Below are 17,607 nucleotides of genomic sequence, written 5' to 3' on the forward strand. Positions count from 1 at the left end.
ATCCGTTGTGATTTCCCGGGCCGGCCGGCGGAGGGCGGACCGCTCCTCGCGCGGCGGCCGGCCGCGGTTCGTTCACGGCTCGCCCGCGTTCACTGGCGGCGTCTCGCACGGAATTCTCTGAATTTCCGCAGATATTCCTGACGGTCATATCCTTGTTTTCTGGCCGTGCCGGTGTGCGTGGATGTTCGGAAACGCGCTCCCGGTGGTCGGCGGAAATTCCTGCGGAAGGCGTCGGCCGGCCCGAGTTTCGGGAGCCGTAGGGAGTCGGAGCAGGCGCCCGGAGGTCCTGTACGCCGGCGGCCGGGCAGATGGTTCGGGTACGGATCGATCGGGCACCCGGGCGCCGGGCGTGCCGGGCGCCAGGGGCGTCCGGCGGGTCCGTAGGCTGGACAGATGCTGGTCCTGGCGCTGGACACCTCGACGGCGGCCTGTACGGTCGCGCTGGTCGAGCTGGGCGCACCGGCCTCGGTGGCCGTCGGGTCGGGGCCCGAGCGGGTGCTCGCGCAGAGATGCGTGTGGGATGCCCGCCGCCATGGTGAGCTGCTGGCGCCCATGATGAGCGCCGTGCTCACCGAAGCCCTGGTCCGGCCGCCCGACGTGGCCGCGGTCGTCGTCGGTGTGGGCCCGGGGCCCTTCACCAGCCTTCGGGTGGGCATGGTGACCGGGTCGGCCTTCGCGGCGGCGCTCGGTGTCCCGGCACACGGCGTCTGCTCGCTGGACGGAATCGGCCTCGGGACGGCGGGCCCGGTGGGAGTCGTGACCGACGCCCGCCGTCGCGAGGTGTTCTGGGCTCGCTACCAGGATGGAACGCGCCAGGGGGAGGCTGCCGTCGGCGCGCCCGCCGCCGTCGCGGCGGATCTGCTCGCTGCAGGGGTGCGCCGGGTGGTGGGTCCCGGTGTCGCGCTGTATCCCGAGGCCTTCGCCTCCTTCGAGCCGGTGACGCGCCTCGTCGGTGTGTCCGGTCAGCCCGACGCCGGTCCGGCCGGTCCGGCCGGACCGGCCGGTGAGTCGATCTGTCCGGCGCCGCCGCTACTCGTCCGGGTCGCGGCGGCGGCCATCCTCGATGGCCGTGCACCGGGACCGCTGGTGCCGCTCTACCTGCGGCGGCCCGACGCGGCCGAGCCTCGTCCACCCAAGTCCGTCACGGCGGCAACGGAGGCTGGGGCTGGCGACCCGGCGGCCGCCGGGGCGACGGCGGGTTGACCGCGGTGGCTGTGAGTCCGTCTCCAGGCACCGGCGACGTCGACCTGCTGCCCATGCGCTGGTGGCATCTGGCCGGGATCGCATCGATCGAGCGGCGGGTCTTCGACCTCGACCCGTGGTCGGCCGAGCTCTTCTGGTCCGAGCTTGCGCAGGGTGAGAGCCGGAACTATCTGGTGGCGGTCTCGGCCGGGTCGATCGTCGGATATTCGGGTCTCGCCCTGCAGGGGGACGAGTCCTACATCCAGACCATCGGTGTCGTGCCGGAGATGCGTGGCCGCCGTCTCGGAGCCCGGCTGATGATCGCCCAGCTCCGGGAGGCTCGCCGTCGTGGTGCGCGCAGCTGCGGGCTGGAGGTCCGGACGGACAACGTCGCGGCCCGCGCCCTGTATGCCAGCCTGGGTTTCATGGATCTCGGTGTCCGCCGGGGCTACTACCAGCCTTCGGGCGGGGACGCGTATGTCATGAGGGCCCGCCCGATCGACACCGTCGGGTATGGGGCGTTGCTGGACCGCATCGAGGCCACGATCGCCCGGGACAGGGCGGCATCGTGACGGTTCGCACCGGGGCGGCGGTTCGCGCCTGGGCGGTGGGCCGAACCTGGGTGGCGGTTCGCTGGGTGGCCGGTCGCGCGTCGGCGCCGCCGGTGGTGGTGGGAGGCGAAGGATGACGAGCAGGGACAGCCCGCTCGTGCTTGGCATCGAGACGTCCTGCGACGAGACCGGGGTCGGCCTGGTCCGTGGCGGGGTCCTGCTCGCCGACGCGCTCGCGTCGTCGGTCGACGAGCACGCCCGCTACGGAGGTGTCGTCCCCGAGATCGCGGCCCGCGCGCACCTGGAGGCGATGGTCCCGACGATCGAGCGGGCGCTGGGCCAGGCCGGCCTGCGGCACCGTGATGTGGACGCCGTCGCGGTGACAGCGGGACCGGGGTTGGCCGGGGCACTCCTGGTGGGCGTCGCGGCGGCGAAGGCGTACGCGCTCGCCCTCGGCGTCCCGCTGCACGGCGTGCACCACCTCGCCGCCCACGTCGCCGTGGACACGCTGGAGCACGGCCCGCTGCCGCGTCCGTCCGTGGCACTGCTGGTCTCCGGGGGGCACAGCTCGCTGCTGCTGGTACCCGATCTCGCGACCGAACCGGTGGTGCCGCTCGGCGCCACGGTGGACGACGCCGCGGGCGAGGCCTACGACAAGGTCGCTCGCCTGCTCGGCATGCCGTTCCCGGGCGGTCCGCCGATCGACGCGGCGGCTCGGGCGGGACGGGCGGACATCCCCTTCCCCCGGGCCAAGGCCGGGGACGGAACCTTCGATTTCTCCTTCTCCGGCCTCAAGACCGCGGTGGCGCGCTGGGTCGAGGCACGGCGGCGGTCCGGGGAGCCGGTGCCGGTGGCGGACGTCGCGGCGTCGTTCCAGGAAGCGGTCGCGGACGTGCTGACCGCGAAGGCGGTCGCCGCCTGCCGTGCCCACGACGTCGACACGTTGGTGATCGGCGGCGGGGTCGCCGCGAACAGCCGGCTGCGGGCGCTTGCGGCCCTGCGGTGTGAGGCCGCCGGCATCACCCTGCGGGTGCCGCGGCCGGGCCTGTGCACCGACAACGGCGCGATGGTGGCCGCGCTCGGCTCGCTGCGGGTGGAAGCAGGTGTGGCACCGTCGTCGCTGGAGCTTGCGGCGACCTCCGCCCTGGCGCTCTGAGCGATCTCCGGATGGCGATGCCGCCAGGGCTACTGCGAGGTTCCGCCCGGATCGCGGTCCTGCCTGGACCGCGATCCGCCGGCGGAAGGTCCGGTCTGTGGCGGCGACGGCTCAGTCGCTCGTGGCGCGGCGCCGGGCGGCCTGCTCGGCGGAGTCGAGGGAAGCCGCGAAGAGGTCCTTGAACTCCGCGAGCGCCGGGTTGACCGGCGCGAGGGTCATCACGACGGTGATGAACTCGATGTTGTCGGCGCCGAGGGCTTCGAAGGCGTGCCGCAGGTAGGGAACCTGATGGTCCCAGCCCTCCTTGGGTGTGCCGGGCGCGTAGGAACCACCCTGAGCGGTCACGACGGTGACCTTCTTGCCTGCGAGCACACCGCCACCGGCCTCACCAGGCGTGGTGCGCCCCATGACGATGATCTGGTCCAGCCAGGCCTTGATCGTCGACGGGTACGAGTAGTTGTACATCGGGACGGAGATCACGTACTCGTCCGCCTTCTCGACCTCGCCGAGGTACTCCTCGCGGACCCGCACGGCCTCGGCCTGCTCCGGGGTGAGCTGCTCTGGGTCGGTGTAGCCGCTGGACACCAGTGTCCAGCTCAGGTGCGGGGGAGGGGTGGCGGCCAGGTCGCGGTGCGTTACCGAACCTTCCGGGTTGCGCTCGCGCCAGGCCTCGACGTACGCCGCGGCGACGCTTCGGGAGACCGACCCCTCCGGCGCGAAGCTGGAGTCGACGTGAAGCAGATTGGGCACCGGGGAACTCCTTGATCGTCATTGCGTGGATCGGGGTGGCTACCGCGCGAGCGCCGGCCACGGCGCTCGCGCGGTGAGGAACGACTGGCGACGGGCTCCCGGGCAGACGCGGACACGTCGCCCGGGCGGCTCCGCGCCGGCATGGCACGCCTCTGCCTCTGTCTCTGCCTTCGCCCTGCCGCCTGTCGCGTAGATGTCCATGCAGATGATTGCTCTGCAAAATAATCTGTGTCAACACCTATCTGTGTGGCAGACGAGTCGTTGATGATCGGCTAGGTGGCTGATCGGGGTACTGTGTGAGCGTGGAGCGGTCGTTGGGTGGTGCCTCCGCGGTGCCTTCGTCGGCCGATGCACGGTGCTCGGAGTCGGCTACGGACCGGCTGGAGATCGGCCCGCCTGCCGGTGGCTCCGGCTGTGCTCCGCGCCATGACTGCGGTTCGGCGGATGGCGCCGATCTTGATCTGCCTGCCAGCGTGCGTCACGACCTGCGGTGGATCGTGGGTCAGATCCACCACGGCTACCTGGCGGCCTCGGTGGCCGCGGTCGGTCAGCTCCCCGGGGGCATGAAGGGGTTCTACGTCCTCGAATCGGCGGTCGAGGGGGTGGCCCACAACCAGATCGAGGTGGCCCGCCGCTTCAACATCGACCGGACCGTGATGGTGCGGCTCATCGACGAGATGGAGCGCGCCGGGCTGGTGGAGCGGCGTCCGGTGCCGACCGACCGGCGGGCGCGGATGATCGTCGCCACGGAGCTGGGTGTCGGTGAGTACCACCGGGCGCGGGGGGCGTTACGTGCCGTCGACGACCATGTCCTGGCGCCGCTGGCACCTGAGGACCGGGACGCCTTCGTCGCCTTCGCGCGCCTCGTCTCGGAGCATCTGGTCGCGATGGACCCGACCAAGGGGGCCGCGGCCTGTGTGGCCGCCGAGGCGACGATGAGAGCCGCGGCGGCGACCGAGGGTGGTGCCTGCGGGCCGGCCCCTGATGCCGCCGGTGGCGGGCCCCGGGCGCGGGGATGACAACCTGGGCGTGGTGACTACGACCTGGATGTGGGAGGCCCGGGCGGCGGAGGGCCGATTGGCCGACCTCGAGGCCTGGGCCCTGGGTGCCGTGCGCGGCCAGGAGGCGGAGATCTACCTGGGGCGCGAGGCGTCGGCGGGTCTTGTTGTGATCCTTCTGCACGTCGGTGGCGGTGGTCCGGAAGCTGACACGGTCGGGCCGCCGTTGCCGGACCCGCCTGTCGGGCTGGTGACAGGCACGGTGCACGCCTGGCAGTTCGAGCGGGCCGATTCCCGTCTTGACAGATCCGACCGTCTTGGTTGACGTCCGTGGTGCGGGTGCTAAGTTGGCACTCGGCACTTGCGAGTGCCAGCGACAGGCGCCTGTTCACCCGCGACGGCAGGCCGCCAGGGTCGCTCTCTCATCCAGCGAAGGAAGGGGGAGGTCGATCGTGACGACCACCGCCACCAAGGTTGCAATCAAGCCGCTCGAGGACCGGATCGTCGTCCAGCCTTCGGACGCCGAGACGACCACCGCGTCCGGCATCGTGATCCCGGACACGGCGAAGGAGAAGCCCCAGGAGGGGACTGTCCTGGCCGTGGGCCCGGGTCGTTTCGAGGACGGCAAGCGCGTCCCGCTCGACGTCAAGGTCGGCGACGTCGTGCTCTACAGCAAGTACGGCGGCACCGAGGTCAAGTACTCCGGCGAAGAGTACCTGGTGCTCTCCGCCCGGGACGTCCTCGCGATCATCGAGAAGTAGGACTGGTCGCCGGCAACAGCAGGCGGGGCGTGTCCCACCGGTGGTCCCCGGTATCCACCGGGGCCCCGGCGGGGCACGCCCTTCTTGTTTCGCCAGGCCGCCGTGTCGGAGGGACACGCAGGTATGCCGAAGATTCTGACGTTCAACGAGGACGCGCGCCGCTCGCTTGAGCAGGGTGTCAACGCCCTCGCGGACGCCGTCAAGGTGACGATCGGTCCGCGTGGCCGCAACGTCGTCATCGACAAGTCGTACGGCGCGCCGACGATCACCAACGATGGTGTGACGATCGCGCGCGAGGTCGAGCTGGACGACCCCTACCAGAACCTGGGGGCGCAGCTCGCCAAGGAAGTCGCCACCAAGACCAACGACGTGGCCGGTGACGGCACGACGACGGCGACGGTGCTGGCCCAGGAGATGGTGCGCCAGGGCCTCAAGCTGGTCACCGCGGGCGCCTCCCCGCTGTCGCTCAAGGCCGGCATCGAGGCGGCCGTCGAGGCTGTCTCGTCGGCGCTGCTGAAGGCGGCGATCGAGGTCGACTCGAAGGAGACGATCGCCCAGGTCGCAGCCATTTCGGCGCAGGACGCCCAGGTCGGTGAGCTCATCGCCGAGGCGATGGACAAGATCGGCAAGGACGGTGTGATCACCATCGAGGAGAGCCAGACCATGGGTCTGGACCTCGAGCTCACCGAGGGCATGCAGTTCGACAAGGGCTACATCTCGCCCTACTTCGTGACCGACCAGGAGAGCATGGAGGCGGTCCTAGAGGACGCCTACGTGCTGCTGCACCCTGGCAAGATCGGCGCCCTGAACGACATCCTGCCCCTGCTCGAGCAGGTGGTGCAGGAGCGCAAGCCGCTGCTGATCATCGCGGAGGATGTCGAGGGCGAGGCGCTGTCCACCCTCGTCGTCAACGCGGTGCGCAAGACCTTCACAGTCGTCGCGGTGAAGGCCCCCGGCTTCGGGGACCGCCGCAAGGCGATGCTGCAGGACCTCGCGGTCCTCACCGGCGGTCAGGTCGTCGCTGCCGAGGTCGGCCTCAAGCTCGACTCGGTCACGCTGGCCGATCTCGGTCGGGCCCGGCGGATCGTTGTCGACAAGGACACCACCACCATCGTCGACGGTGGCGGCGACGCCGACACCGTCGGTGAGCGGGTCCGCCAGATCAAGCAGGAGATCGAGCTCTCGGACTCCGACTGGGACCGGGAGAAGCTCCAGGAGCGGCTGGCCAAGCTCGCCGGCGGGGTCGCGGTCATCCGCGTCGGCGCCGCGACGGAGGTCGAGCTCAAGGAGAAGAAGCACCGCCTCGAGGACGCGGTCTCCGCGACCCGTGCCGCGGTCGAGGAAGGCATCGTGGCGGGCGGCGGGACCGCGCTCGTGGACGCCGCCGCCGTGCTCGAGGGTGACCTCGGGCTCACCGGTGACGAGCGGTCCGGCGTGCAGATCGTGCGTCGGTCGCTGGACGCGCCGCTTACCTGGATCGCGCGGAACGCCGGTCTCGAGGGCGCGGTGATCGTGTCCAAGGTCCGCGAGACCGGAACCGGTGTCGGCTTCAACGCGGCCACCGGCGACTACGGCGACCTCGTCGCAGCTGGTGTGGTTGACCCGGTCAAGGTCACCCGCTCCGCGGTGGCGAACGCCGCGTCCATCGCCGCGCTGCTCATCACCACCGAGAGCCTGGTGGCGGAGAAGCCGGAGGCGCCCGCGGCCGCCCAGGGCCACTCCCACTCCCACGGTGGGCACGGGCACTCGCACTCGCACGGGCCGGGCTTCTGACCCGTCCCGGCAGCAGCGGGTCGCCCACCCGCCGGCACTGGCGAGGTAGCACCGTGGCCGAGGCCCGGTCGGTCATCAGGACCGGCCGGGCCTCGGTCGTTCTCCGGTGGCGACCGCCGGTGTGCACGAGCGCCACCGGTGTGCACGAGCAAGCGTGTGCACGAGCAAGGTCGCGCCGGGCGCCACCCGGGTCAGGCACCCGACACCTGATCACGGGGTGCTCACCCGTCGCGGGTGGTCGCCGGGGATGGGTGGTGATGTCCGAACAGGGGGCAGCCAATCGGCCAGCCGGAGGCCGGGGAGTGCTTCTGTGGCAGGAGTGCTTCTGGATCAGGGGAGTGCACCGGGGCCGTGGGGTCCCTGGAAACGCGAGATCCCCGGGCCCGTCCTGGCATGGCAGGGGACGGGCCCGGGGATCTCGGTACTCGGTGATCGAACCTTTCAGCAGGCCGGTGCGAGACCGGGCCGCGCCGTCGTGTGACGGGCCGCGCCTCGCCGGGTGCGCCCGGTCAGGACAGCCTCCCGTTCGGACTCACTCATTCCACCCCAGACGCCGTACGGTTCCCGGGCCGCAAGGGCATGCTCTCCGCAGGCCCGGATGACCGGACAACGTGCGCAGATGGCCTTCGCCGCGGCTTCCCTCGCGGCTCGGGCCGGGCCGCGCTCGCCCTCGGGATGGAAGAAGAGCTCGGTGCTCTCGCCTCGGCAGGCGCCGTGGAGCTGCCACTCCCACTTCTCCGCACCGGGGCCTGGAAGTCGTCGGACGTCGGTCATAGGTCTGACCCCCCCTTTCGACCTGAGCGGCTGGCGCCGCGACTACCCGGTCACCGTAGCCGCCCGCCGTCGACTGGAGATCTTGGAATTTCACCCGGTCGGCCGGCGCCGCGCCCCGCTGCCGCCCGCTTTGCCCGGCATCTGGTCTGCCTGGCATCTGGCCTGGTCTGCCTGGCATCTGGCCACGGGTGGACTACCGCGATGTGATCCGCGCCTGAGCAGCCGTGACCCGCACGTGCACGGACGACGGCCGTCGGTGGCGCCGACAGGGAACGCGGGGACGGCACGACCCGGTCTGACCCGTGGACGCCCGACCGCCGGCACCGACGACGACGCGAGACCACCATCGATCACGGGTGCCTCGCGCTCCGCCGGCAGCATCGACCTACCCGCCAACCGGTCGCTAACACGAGCTGACGTCGAACACGAGCCGACGTCGGGATTCACCTGGCTTGCCGGGAGAGGTTCGCCTGGACTTGCCGGGAGAAGTTCGCCTGGGAGAGCGCCAGCTGTTCAGGGCATGCGCGCCCGCCCGCCTGGCCTGGCCAGCGCGGACGAAGGGCGACTGGCATCTGTGCCGGCCAGGACAGGGCCCGGCCGGCATGCATGCGACATCGGTCGGCACGGGCTGGCTGGCCACGAGGCCCGCCAGCGCGACCGCCTGGTCAGCGGGCGGCTGAGCAGGTCACCGCGTGTCCGCCTCGGACGCGGTGGAGGCCTCGTAGGCGCCATCCGCGAATCCGCGTGCGTAATCCCAGCTCACGTAGCAGGCGGGATCCGGAGCGTAGGCAGGCTCGTGCACCCGGGTGCGGCCCTCGTCGAGAAGGTGCCGCAGGTTCCCGGCAAGCAGGTCCCAGTCGAAGTAGTGCGGCTCGGCGCACCCCTCGCAGTCGACGACAAGTCCCCGGAAGCCACGCGGTTCGAGCAGCGTCCGGAAGACGTCGAGGTCGCCCAGCTCGGCGAGGATCTCTTCCCGCTCACGGAGGGACAGCGGTTCAAGCAGGTCCAGATCCTCGGCGGAATCGAGCTGCGCGAGCTCGGCCGCCGGGTCCTCGGGGTCGCCCGCGAAGGGGTCGAGGGGCTCGTTGCTCACGAGGAACACGCTACGCTTGTAGCCCCAGCTTAGTGGTCCCGATACCGAGTCCGGCACCGACGTGCGGGGCATTCGTCCAACATGCCCGAATCTGTCCGGTCCTGGATGGCTTCCAGTGGTGCTCGCGCAGCTGGTGGGATGTGTCTGTGCAGCCTCCGGTGGTCTGGTCTGTGTTCGGCCTGTCTGGCCACAGGGATCGTGTTTCGCGAAACCCGATACGGAAACAAGGTCATTGTGGTAGGGGCTTGCTGATTTCGTATTCAGCCACCTGAACTTCGACGGACCGGGTACGGAACGGTCCGCTCCGGCGTCGAGTCGGCGCCGCGTGGCATCTGTGGTGCTCTCGGTCACGCAGGGGACTTCGGAAGGGCAGGGGGCCCTCTACGATGGGGGGCATCACCGTCGCTCGGCCGGCGGGCCGCGCACTCGCGCGGCGTGCTCGACACGTCGCTCCGGGCGGTACATCTGTTCATACGGATGTGCCCTCAGGGTTTGCCGGCTCGTCCGGTTTCCGGGCGCGGAACCCCCACGCGCCGCGGGGAAGCCACCGCCGGCGCGGGGCCGACGCGAACGGAAAGGTGCCATGGACGGTTCCGCCGCCATCCCGACGACCCCGACCACGCGCGCGGGCGGGGAACCCGACCTCGACTCGGCGTTCGGTCAATCGGCCGATGCCCGCTTCACCTCCGCGGCTCCCGGCGCTCCCGGCGCCGAAGGAGCAGCCCTCCCGCCGAAACTGGCGATGCTGGGGCTGACCTACGACGATGTGCTGCTCCTGCCGGCGGAGTCCGAGGTGGTGCCGGCGTCCGTCGACACGGCCACCCGCCTGTCGCGCAACATCTCGCTGGCCATCCCGCTGGTGTCCTCGGCCATGGACACCGTGACCGAGGCGCGGATGGCGATCGCCATGGCCCGCCAGGGCGGCGTCGGTGTGCTGCACCGCAACCTCTCGGTCGACGACCAGGCACAGCAGGTCGACATGGTGAAGCGCTCCGAGTCCGGCATGATCACCGCGCCGATCACCTGCGGGCCCGAGGCGACGATCGAGGAAGCGAACGTGCTGATGGCGCGTTACCGCATCTCGGGCGTGCCGGTGACCCAGCCTGACGGCCAGCTCCTCGGCATCGTGACCAACCGCGACATCCGTTTCGAGCGGGACTACTCGCGCCGGGTCCGGGACGTCATGACCCCGATGCCGTTGGTCACCGCCGCGGTCGGTGTCTCCGCCGACGACGCGCTCGGCCTGCTGCGGCACAACAAGATCGAGAAACTGCCGATCGTCGACGAGGCGGGCCGGCTTCGCGGCCTGATCACGGTGAAGGACTTCACCAAGCGTGAGCAGTACCCCAACGCCACCAAGGACGCGGACGGCCGCCTCGTGGTCGGCGCCGCGATCGGTGTCGGCGAGGACGCGTTCAAGCGTGCCCAGGTGCTGGTCGCCGCGGGTGTCGACTTCCTGGTCGTCGACACGGCCCACGGCCACCACCGTGCGGTGCCCGACATGATCGCGCGGATCAAGACGGAGATGCGTGCCGGGGCCGACGGCCGTCCGCTGGACGTCATCGGCGGCAACGTCGCCACCGCCGCGGGCGCGGCGGCACTTGTCGCCGCCGGTGCCGACGCCGTCAAGGTGGGTGTCGGGCCCGGGTCCATCTGCACCACCAGGATCGTGTCCGGCGTCGGTGTCCCGCAGGTCACCGCGATCTACGAGGCCGCGCGGGCCGCCCGGGCGGCCGGCGTGCCGGTCATCGGGGACGGCGGCCTGCAGTACTCCGGTGACATCGCGAAGGCGATCGCGGTCGGTGCCGACACGGTGATGCTCGGCAGCCTGCTCGCGGGCGTTGACGAGAGCCCGGGCGAGCTCATCTTCATCAACGGCAAGCAGTACAAGTCCTACCGGGGGATGGGCTCGCTCGGCGCCATGCGCAGCCGAGGCGGAAACCGGTCCTACTCGAAGGACCGTTATTTCCAGGACGACGTGCTGTCCGACGACAAGCTCGTGCCTGAAGGGGTCGAGGGCCAGGTTCCCTACCGTGGCTCGCTGGCGGGCATGGCGCACCAGCTCATCGGCGGACTTCGGGCCGCGATGGGGTACACCGGGTCGGCGACGATCCGTGATCTCCAGGAGCGCAGCCAGCTGGTGCGGATCACCTCCGCCGGGCTCACCGAGAGCCACGCCCACGACGTCCAGATGACGGTCGAGGCGCCGAACTACACCCGGTGAGCCCTTTCCGTCATCGGTTCGGACCTGCGGCATCCGTGACCGTGGGCCGTGAGATGGAAGCGGCCCGGTGATCCAGGCACCTGTCCAGCATCGTTCCTGCCGCGGCCAGCTGTCCGTCTGGTAGGCAGGGTGGTTGGCGGAACTACTTAGTTGACCAGGAGGCCGGACGCGGTGGCTGACGTCGAGATCGGTATCGGGAAGAACGCGCGGGTGGCCTACGGCCTGGACGCCGTGGGCATCGTTCCGTCGCGGCGAACCCGCGACCCAGCCGACGTCTCGCTCGGCTGGGAGATCGACGCCTACCGCTTCGGGCTTCCGATCGTCGCGGCGGCCGCCGACGCGGTCACCTCTCCCGCGTCGGCGATCGCCCTCGGGCGTCTCGGTGGGCTCGGGGTGCTGCACCTGGAAGGTCTGTGGACCCGGCACGAGGATCCCGAGCCGCTCCTGGCCGAGGTGGCGGCGCTCGGCGCCGAGTCCGGTGCGGTCGCCGCCACCCGGCGTCTGCGTGAGCTGTACGCCGCACCTGTGCAGCCCGAGCTCATCGGCGCGCGGCTGCAGGAGATGCGGGAGGCCGGGGTCGTCACGGCGGCCGCGCTGCGGCCGCAGAAGCTGCGGTCCCTGTGCCCCTACGTGGTGGCTGCCGGGGTCGACCTCCTGGTCGTCCATGGCACGGCGGTGTCGGCGGAGCACCAGTCGCGTCGTACCGAGCCACTCAACCTGAAGCAGTTCATAGGACAGCTCGACATTCCGGTGCTGGTCGGCGGCTGTGCGTCCTTCTCCACGGCGCTGCATCTGATGCGTACGGGGGCGGCCGGTGTGATCGTCGGAGTCGGCGGCGGGCTGGGTGACGACACCGCCTCAACCCTCGGAATCGGTGTACCGCTGGCGACGGCGATCGCCGACGCGGCGGGTGCGCGAATGCGCTACCTCGACGAGTCCGGTGGTCGTTATGTCCACGTCATCGCCCACGGCGATCTCCGTACCGGCGGGGACGTGGCGAAGGCGGTGGCATGCGGAGCAGACGCCGTCATGGTGGATTCGCTGCTCGCGCAGGCGGTGGACGCTCCCGGCCAGGGCGCGGCCTGGTCGATGGAGATCCTTCATTCGGACCTGCCTCGTGGGCGCTGGGCACCGGTGGCGACGTCACACTCCGTGGCGGAGATTCTCACCGGCGGTGGTGGCATTGCCGAGGATGGTGTGGCGAACATCGCCGGAGCGCTGCGCGCGGCAATGGCCACAACGGGCTACGCGACGCTGAAGGAGTTCCAGAAGGCAGAGGTCATGATCGCGGCCGGAGGCTGAGCGGGCCAACAGGGGTTGGGTCGATGGCGCGTGGCGCCCGCGCTGTCGACCCGGGCGCCTTGCGTGCGGTTCGTCGTGGCACCCTGGGATCCGTCCGTCTCCGGATCGAAGGATGACCGATGCGCCTCGACGAGAACGGCCGCTGGGTCAGCGACGACGGCGCCTACGTTTGGGACGAACCCGCCCAGACCTGGCGGCTGGTGAACGCTGCGCCGCGTCCTGACGTGCCCGCGGCGGTTCCCTCAGCGCCCGAGGGAACCGCCGCTGGGTGGCGTGCCGAGGCCGCGCGCCCCGTTGCCGGCCACGCGGTGGGCGCCGCGGGCTCCGTGGTTGCGGCTGGTGAGAGCACCGCGGCCTTCCGTGCCCGCGTGGCGGACACGGCGTCCGCGAGTCCGGTCACCCGCATGTCCATCGATGCCTGGACCCCTCCCGAGGCGGGCCCGGCCGTTCCCGCGGCCGACCGCGCGACACCGACCGGTCCGATCTTCACCGGTGAGGCGTATACCGGGCCGACTCGGACTGCCTCGCCCTTCTCGGGCTACGGGAGCTCGACCGAGGCGCCGCGTGTCGGTGGGAGTCCCGCGGAGGTCGTGGGTACGAATCTGGTCAAGCCTGGACCGGTCGGTGCCGACCCGATTCAGGTCGATCCGGTCCGTGTCGATCCGATACGCACTGACCCGATCGTGCGTGTCGATCCGGTCGTCGGTGTCGATCCGACTCGCACCGATCCGGTCCGATTCGACCAGGCGCGGGGCGACCAGGTGCGCGGCGCGCAGGGTGACAGCGGGCCGCGTCGCTCCGACGGTGCGGGCGCGGATCCGGCCCGGGTCGGTGGCGACAGCACAGATCCGCTTCCGCTGCCCACGGCATCCCAGGGTGCCGCCGGCGGGTCCGCCTGGGCGGCGCCGGAGATCGCGCGTGATCCCGCTGAGCACACCGACGGCATTCCCCGGCGCACCGCGCCCGTCCGGCCGACGGCGACGACAGGCCCGGATGTGCGCTCGGACGCCGCCTCGGATCCGGGCGACGAGTGGATTCCCGACGCCGACGGCTGGTACGGCACCTCGGACACGCCCGGCGGCCGTGATCCCGGCGAAGGTCGTGAGGGTCGTGACCGTGCGGCGGCGCGGCGGCGCGGGACCAGGCCTCGTCCGGTGGGCGTGCTGGACTCGCACGGAGCCTGGGAGGCGGGCGGCGAGGGCGGCGAGCCCGGCTTCGACGGCGCTGCTGCGGGCGGGGTCGATCCGGCGCCGGGTCTCGCGGGCCTGACCGGGCGGATCGCGGCGATGCTGCGTCGGCCGACGGCGATCGCGATCGCGACCGCCGTCGTGCTCGTCGTCGCGCTCGGGGTGGCCGGCTTCGTCGTCCTGGGGGGCGGTGACGACAAGAGCACAACCGCGACCGGCTCCGCTGTACCGGAGGGTCGCTATGACGCCACGGTCCGTCAGACCTACATCGACGCCTGCCTCGGTGTCAGCAACGGCAACGAGCGTTACTGCACCTGCACGCTGCAGAAACTGGAGGACAAGTACAGCCAGGAGCAGTATCTGGCCTTCAGCCGCGATGTCGAGTCCGAGGACTCCCAGCGCATCGTGCGCGAGGTCTACACGGCCTGCCGTACGCTGCGGTGAGAGTGTCCGTGTACAGTGTGATGATCCCGTTTACGGCCGGTTCACGTCTTATCGGTTCGGCGGCTCCCGGGGGGTCGTGGGAAAGGTCGTGGCCACATTCGCGGTCGCAGTCATGGCCTCACCGACGAGGGCGGTCGATGAGCGGAATCAATGAGGCGACAACGATGGGCGCGGGCTTGGCGCTGGCACGTGAGCCCAACCCTCGTGGCGGCAGGCGGGTGATTGATCCGTGACAGCAGGCAGCACGGACCGACCAGCCGGCGGTCGTCGCGACGATGACTTCTTCGCCGTCGAACGTGTCGGGGAGCCGGAGGAGTCGACCACCTACCGGCCGCCCGCGACCGCGGACGTCGGCTGGGATGTCACACCCTGGCGGGACGTCGACCGCGATGTGAGCGGCAGCTCCCCGCTGACAGGTGGTCCGGTCGTCGATGGTCCGATCGTCGGCGGGCCCATGGTCTCCGGTGGCATGTCGCCCGGTGGTGGTTCTGCGGTCGACGGCGGTCCTGCGGTCGGTGGCGGTCCCGTGGTCGGTGGCGCCGCACCTCGCAGCAGTGATCCGTTCGATGTCAGCTCCACCTGGAGCGGTGGCGTGCCGGCGGTCGACGTCGGAGCAGTCCGACCGGATCTCGACCCACAGCGGCCGGCCACCGGCGGATTCCCGGTGCCTCCGAGCTACGGGCCGGCCACCCAGACGTATGTCGAGCCGACACCACCACCGCGGTACCCGACGGAGAGCGGGGCCTTCCCGCCGGTTCGTCCGATCAGCCCCGACACCGGATCGGTGCGTATCGGCGGCCCGGACCCGAGCACGTCCTCGCAGGGCTGGCTTCCTGCCGGTGACAGCACCGGTTCGTCGGGTGGACTCAACCCCGCCACCGGGAGCTTCGCTCTTCCGTCGGCCTATCCGGCACGTCCCGCGGAGCAGCCCGCGCCACTGGACGGGCCGGGCCGCGGCGCCGAACCGGTCGGATACAACGGCTACCAGCCGCCTCGTCCGAACACGTCCGACCTGGCGCCGCCACAGGCGCAGAGCGGGCCGAGGAGCGGTGCGCCGCTGCGGCTCGATCAGACGGGTGGTTTTCCCAGGCCGGTGACCGGCTACCCGGCGCGGCCCGACAGCGGGGCCGGCGCGGCGGGTGCGGCTGGTACGGCGGGGCAGAACACCGTGGACCCCTGGAACGGGCACGGGTCGGGTGCGGGCCAGCAAATGGGGGCGTCCCTGCCGCCCCGCGAGACTTCATCGACCGGTGGTCACCTTCGGCCGGGCCCGCCGACCGGTGGTCACCAACGGCCGGGCCCGGCGGCCGGCGGCCAGCTGGGCCGCGATCCGCTGACCGGTGACCGTCCGCGGCACGGCCCGTCGACCGGCGGGCATTCCCAGCCGTCGCAACGACCTCACGATGGCTATCAGGGCCGTGCTGACACGGGCTGGAGTCAGCACACGCCGGCGCCGGCTGCCGGCCAGTACGGTTCGGCCGGCCTGGAGACGAGCTACCGCCTCGGCGGTCCAGGCGGCTATGGCACCGACCCCGGAGCCGTTCACGGGCCGAGCGGATTCTCCCCGACCCGCGGTGCGCCGACCGGTGGCCCGTCAACCGGTGGCGTGGCGGCCGCGCCACCGGCCGGGAGCACTCCTGCGCGCCCCCTGGCGGCGCAGGCCCCCACGGCGACGTCCGGTCACCATCCCGCTGTCGGGCGGGGCGATCTGGAGCGGTCCGCACCAGGCACCCCGCCGCTCCGTTCCAGTCCGGCGGGCCTTGACCCCGGACCGGCGGGGTTGCCCGGTCAGCCGGGGTTGCCCGGTCAGTCGGCACCGTCCGGCCCGTGGCGTACGCCGGCGGCACGCCCGGCGGTCGAGGACACCATCACCACGGGACGGCCTCCGTACACAGGGGGCGTTCCGGCGCTGCCGCCGGGGCGTTCCGGCGGGGCGGGCGCGGAGTCGGGCGTAGTCTCCTCGTCCCCGGCGCCGCGGCCGGATGCCGGAGCCGGCACCGGTCCGCGGGCGGCAACGAGCCCGAAGGCCGGCCCGGTGACCAGACCGGGCAGGGAACGCCGTCCCGAGAGCGCGGTCGAGATGACGTCGCTGGTGACGCGCCGTGGGCGAGGGGGAGGCAAGCCCGACGCGAGCGATGATTCCGGGTGGCAGCCGTCCCGGTCGGTACGCCGGACGGGCGCACGGGGAGTGCCGGCTGACCGTCGGCGCACCCCGAATCCGGTGACGGACACCAACAGCCTGCAGGCGGTCTCCGCGCCTTCGCAGCGGCGAGGCCCCGGGCGTTCCGAGGAGAGCCCCGCCGACGCGGCCCCCACCGGTCGGTTCCGCGCGGCACGCGCGAACAAGGCCGCCACTGGTGCGCCGGAGGTCGAGGATCCGCCGTCACCCAATCGCCGGTCGGCGGCGCGCGGCGCCGGCAGAGCCGGCCGCGACGGCGACGGCGCGGGCCTGGCAGGCAGGTCGCGGGGGGATTCTGCCGACGGCGTCGACAGCCGGGGTGGCCACGGCGAGGCCGGCCGTGGCAGCCGCGGCGGTCGCGGCCGTGATGGCGGCACGGCGGGCGGTGGAGGTCGTGGCCGTGATGGCGGCACGGCTGGTGGTGGCGGTCGTGCCGGCAGCGGTAGCGCTGGCGGTAGCGGCACGGCCCGTGGCGGCGCCGCCGCCGATCGGCGCGCGACGCGTGCGGTCGGGGTGCTGGAACCGGCGGATTTCGACGACGAACCGGACGAGCCGAGCCTGCCGCAGGACCGGCTGGCCTGGCTGCGGCATGGGTGGATCGGCCCGCTTGGTATCGCGCTGGTGGTTTCGCTGCTGGTCGTCGGCCTCTACACCGTGCTCGTCGGCGGTGGCGGGGAAAAGTCGCCTCAGGGCGCGGAGACGACGACGAATCCCAGCTCGGCGGCGCAGGTCGCGACCTCACAGGAGGCGATCGCGGGAAAGGCCATGGTCAACGGGACCTGGCGGTGCCGTCTGCAGAATGAGAGCGCCACTAATGGCGACATGCTTGGTGACGTGCTCCCGGATGTGCTCGTCGTCCCTGCGGCGGGGCTGACATACACGTGGAACGATACGCCGGGAACGTACACGATATCGCCGTCTGAGGGCGACCGGTCGGGTTCGAAGATCTCTCGGGTCGAGTTCACCGGCGGGCCGCTCGCCGGGGTGTCGGCCGATCATCTCCTCTCCGAAATGAACGGTGGCGCCGCCCAGGGAACGCTCTACCTGGCGCCCGTGGCGAACGATCCGAGCAAGCCGCGTCGGTACTGCTACGTGAACTGAGTGGTTCCCGGCCGGCACGGCGGCTGCCCGGCGGAGCGCACGCTGATGAGTGCGGCACCCGCTGTGCGGAATGCGAGTGCGAGGGCCGAGTATCGGCGCTTCGCGGATCGCGGCACAGATCATTGTTGGCGG

The 17,607-nt window shown here is 71.6% G+C and carries 14 protein-coding genes; 11 read left to right on the plus strand and 3 right to left on the minus strand.

Annotated elements, in window-relative coordinates:
• Positions 1 to 393 precede the first annotated feature (393 nt).
• The 3 genes from tsaB to tsaD all read left to right on the plus strand — a co-directional run bounded on the left by tsaB (position 394) and on the right by tsaD (position 2,889).
• Entirely contained in the window at positions 394 to 1,203 is an 810-nt protein-coding gene (gene tsaB, locus AWX74_RS04265) for a tRNA (adenosine(37)-N6)-threonylcarbamoyltransferase complex dimerization subunit type 1 TsaB (RefSeq protein WP_091271692.1), read from the plus strand.
• Positions 1,200 to 1,754 (plus strand): ribosomal protein S18-alanine N-acetyltransferase, encoded by a 555-nt coding sequence (gene rimI / locus AWX74_RS04270; protein WP_423212960.1) that lies wholly within the window; start codon positions 1,200 to 1,202, stop codon positions 1,752 to 1,754. Before tsaB ends, rimI begins: the two co-directional genes overlap by 4 nt.
• 112 nt (positions 1,755 to 1,866) lie before the next feature.
• A complete protein-coding gene (gene tsaD, locus AWX74_RS04275) occupies positions 1,867 to 2,889 on the plus strand; it encodes a tRNA (adenosine(37)-N6)-threonylcarbamoyltransferase complex transferase subunit TsaD (protein WP_054570454.1) in 1,023 nt (340 codons plus the stop codon).
• Between the two features lie 111 nt (positions 2,890 to 3,000).
• Here tsaD and AWX74_RS04280 read toward each other — a convergent pair whose 3' ends face one another.
• Positions 3,001 to 3,639 (minus strand): FMN-dependent NADH-azoreductase, encoded by a 639-nt coding sequence (locus AWX74_RS04280; RefSeq protein ID WP_091271695.1) that lies wholly within the window; start codon positions 3,637 to 3,639, stop codon positions 3,001 to 3,003.
• A 497-nt stretch (positions 3,640 to 4,136) separates the two neighbouring features.
• On the opposite strand from AWX74_RS04280, the gene AWX74_RS04285 reads away from it, so the two are divergent.
• The 4 genes from AWX74_RS04285 (at position 4,137) to groL (ending at position 7,171) form a co-directional block, all read left to right on the plus strand.
• Entirely contained in the window at positions 4,137 to 4,658 is a 522-nt protein-coding gene (locus AWX74_RS04285; RefSeq protein WP_341271967.1) for a MarR family winged helix-turn-helix transcriptional regulator, read from the plus strand.
• A 10-nt stretch (positions 4,659 to 4,668) separates the two neighbouring features.
• Entirely contained in the window at positions 4,669 to 4,962 is a 294-nt protein-coding gene (locus AWX74_RS04290) for a hypothetical protein (RefSeq protein WP_165615458.1), read from the plus strand.
• Between the two features lie 127 nt (positions 4,963 to 5,089).
• Positions 5,090 to 5,398 (plus strand): co-chaperone GroES, encoded by a 309-nt coding sequence (gene groES / locus AWX74_RS04295; RefSeq protein WP_006541584.1) that lies wholly within the window; start codon positions 5,090 to 5,092, stop codon positions 5,396 to 5,398.
• Between the two features lie 123 nt (positions 5,399 to 5,521).
• On the plus strand, positions 5,522 to 7,171 hold the full coding sequence (gene groL / locus AWX74_RS04300) for a chaperonin GroEL (RefSeq protein ID WP_091271701.1): 1,650 nt from the start codon (positions 5,522 to 5,524) through the stop codon (positions 7,169 to 7,171).
• Positions 7,172 to 7,612: 441 nt separating this feature from the next.
• Here the strand turns inward: groL and AWX74_RS04305 are convergent, their stop codons facing one another.
• Positions 7,613 to 7,945 (minus strand): WhiB family transcriptional regulator, encoded by a 333-nt coding sequence (locus tag AWX74_RS04305; RefSeq protein WP_006541586.1) that lies wholly within the window; start codon positions 7,943 to 7,945, stop codon positions 7,613 to 7,615.
• A 685-nt stretch (positions 7,946 to 8,630) separates the two neighbouring features.
• Positions 8,631 to 9,047, minus strand: a complete 417-nt coding sequence (locus AWX74_RS04310; protein ID WP_035952132.1) for a DUF5319 domain-containing protein — start codon at positions 9,045 to 9,047, stop codon at positions 8,631 to 8,633.
• A 574-nt stretch (positions 9,048 to 9,621) separates the two neighbouring features.
• Between AWX74_RS04310 and guaB the strand changes: the two genes are divergently transcribed.
• From guaB to AWX74_RS39405, 4 genes are all read left to right on the plus strand, one after another.
• Positions 9,622 to 11,262: an IMP dehydrogenase gene (gene guaB, locus AWX74_RS04315; protein ID WP_054570457.1), complete on the plus strand. Its 1,641-nt coding sequence runs from the start codon at positions 9,622 to 9,624 to the stop codon at positions 11,260 to 11,262.
• Between the two features lie 171 nt (positions 11,263 to 11,433).
• Positions 11,434 to 12,564, plus strand: a complete 1,131-nt coding sequence (locus AWX74_RS04320; protein WP_091271704.1) for a GuaB3 family IMP dehydrogenase-related protein — start codon at positions 11,434 to 11,436, stop codon at positions 12,562 to 12,564.
• A gap of 119 nt (positions 12,565 to 12,683) precedes the next feature.
• Complete coding sequence (locus AWX74_RS04325; protein ID WP_091271711.1) at positions 12,684 to 14,195, plus strand: hypothetical protein; 1,512 nt, start codon at positions 12,684 to 12,686, stop codon at positions 14,193 to 14,195.
• Positions 14,196 to 14,424: 229 nt separating this feature from the next.
• Positions 14,425 to 17,475 carry a hypothetical protein gene (locus tag AWX74_RS39405; RefSeq protein ID WP_091271714.1) on the plus strand — a complete coding sequence of 1,017 codons (3,051 nt, stop codon included), beginning with the start codon at positions 14,425 to 14,427 and terminating at the stop codon, positions 17,473 to 17,475.
• Positions 17,476 to 17,607: the final 132 nt, after the last annotated feature.

The organism is Parafrankia irregularis, assembly GCF_001536285.1.
Taxonomy (GTDB): Bacteria; Actinomycetota; Actinomycetes; order Frankiales; family Frankiaceae; genus Parafrankia; species Parafrankia irregularis.